We start from the raw sequence: 1,872 nt of genomic DNA on the forward strand, positions 1-1,872 counted from the left end.
TCGATTCCACCGGCGCGCTGGCGCTCAGCGGCGTGCCCAAACGCATGCTCATCCTGGGTGGCGGCATCATCGGCCTGGAAATGGGCACGGTGTACAGCACCCTGGGCGCACGCCTGGATGTGGTGGAAATGATGGACGGCCTGATGCAGGGCGCCGACCGCGACCTGGTCAAGATCTGGCAGAAGATGAACGCCAAGCGCTTCGACAACATCATGTTGAAGACGAAAACCGTGGGTGCCGAGGCCACACCTGAAGGCATCAAGGTCACATTCGCGCCAGCGGAAGAGGGCGGCACCGCCCCCGAGCCACAGGTGTACGACCTGGTGCTGCAGGCCGTGGGCCGCACGCCCAACGGCAAGAAGATTGCCGCTGAAAAGGCCGGCGTGTCTGTGACGGACCGCGGTTTCATCAACGTCGATATCCAGATGCGCACCAACGTGCCGCACATCTTTGCCATCGGCGACATCGTCGGGCAGCCCATGCTGGCGCACAAGGCGGTGCATGAGGCACACGTGGCGGCAGAAGTGATTGCCGGTGAACTGCAAGGCAACAAAGAGCTGGCAAGCGCCGCCTTCAACGCCCGCGTGATCCCAAGCGTGGCCTACACCGACCCTGAAGTGGCTTGGGTGGGCCTGACGGAAGACCAGGCCAAGGCCCAAGGCATCAAGGTCAAGAAGGGCCTGTTCCCCTGGACGGCCTCGGGCCGCGCCATTGCCAACGGCCGCGACGAAGGCTTCACCAAGCTGCTGTTCGACGACAGCCCCGAAGCAGGATCAGGAGACGGCCATGCTGGCCGGGGCCACGGCAAGATCCTGGGCGGTGGCATGGTCGGCACCCACGCGGGCGACATGATCGGAGAGATCGCGCTGGCTATCGAGATGGGTGCGGACGCAGTGGACATCGGCAAGACCATCCACCCGCATCCGACGCTGGGCGAGAGCATCGGCATGGCGGCGGAAGTGGCGCATGGCAGCTGCACGGATGTGCCGCCTGCGCGCAAGTAAGTCCGCAGCCAAGCTACCCTGACAAGGCCCGAACTGGCGACGGTTCGGGCCTTGTGCTTTGCGTACCCAAACAATCGCCGCAGAATACTGTGCATTTGTACAGTATTCATGTCAGCCACTTCCAAGCCCAAGCTCTACAACCCACGCCACCCCGAACGCACGCTGCTCTACCAAATGGTAGCCGAGCACTACGAGACCTGGCTAGAGTTGGCCAGCGCGGGTCAGTTCGACGGCCAGGGCGACCACCACACCCCCAAGCCCTTCGTGCGCAAAGCGTTTGCCAAGTATCTTGAGTGCGGCATCTTTGCCCATGGCTTTGCCCGCGCTCGCTGCGGCGACTGTGGGCACGACTACTTTGTAGCCTTCTCCTGCAAAGGCCGGGGAGTCTGCCCCTCGTGCACCACGCGGCGGATGGTGGAGACGGCGGCACACCTGAGCGACCACGTTTTCCCCCGCCTGCCGGTGCGCCAGTGGGTGCTCTCCGTGCCCAAGAGGTTGCGGTACTTCATGCAACGCGACGGAGCGGTGCTGAGCATGGTGCTGCGCATCTTTCTGCGGGTGATCGCACAAACTCTGCAGACCCACAGCCCCGGTGCGGCCCATATGGACAAGGCAGGCCTGCACATCGGTGCCATCGCCTTCATTCACCGATTCGGCTCCAGCCTCAATGAACACGTCCACTTCCACGTTTGTGTGGTGGACGGGGTGTTTGAGGAAGTGGAGGGCGAGGGCGATGCTGATGCGACCCCTCGAATCTCATCGCCGGGTGTCATCTTTCACGCGGCCACCGGCATCGATGCGGCTACCGTGGCCCCAGTGCAGACCACACTGCAAAAACGCATCCTGCGCGCCTTCGTTGCTCGGGGCC

General features: G+C 63.5%; 1 protein-coding gene and 1 pseudogene. Both read left to right on the plus strand.

Going from position 1 to position 1,872, the window contains the following annotated elements:
• A partial coding sequence (locus tag ACWRN3_RS22795; protein ID WP_476742021.1) for a dihydrolipoyl dehydrogenase family protein occupies positions 1-1,004 on the plus strand: 1,004 nt, incomplete at its 5' end.
• Between the two features lie 108 nt (positions 1,005-1,112).
• A pseudogene (locus tag ACWRN3_RS22800) lies at positions 1,113-1,872 on the plus strand (IS91-like element ISCR8/ISPps1 family transposase); the annotation flags it as partial.

The sequence above is a fragment of the Pseudarthrobacter sp. rb genome (genome assembly GCF_056389225.1).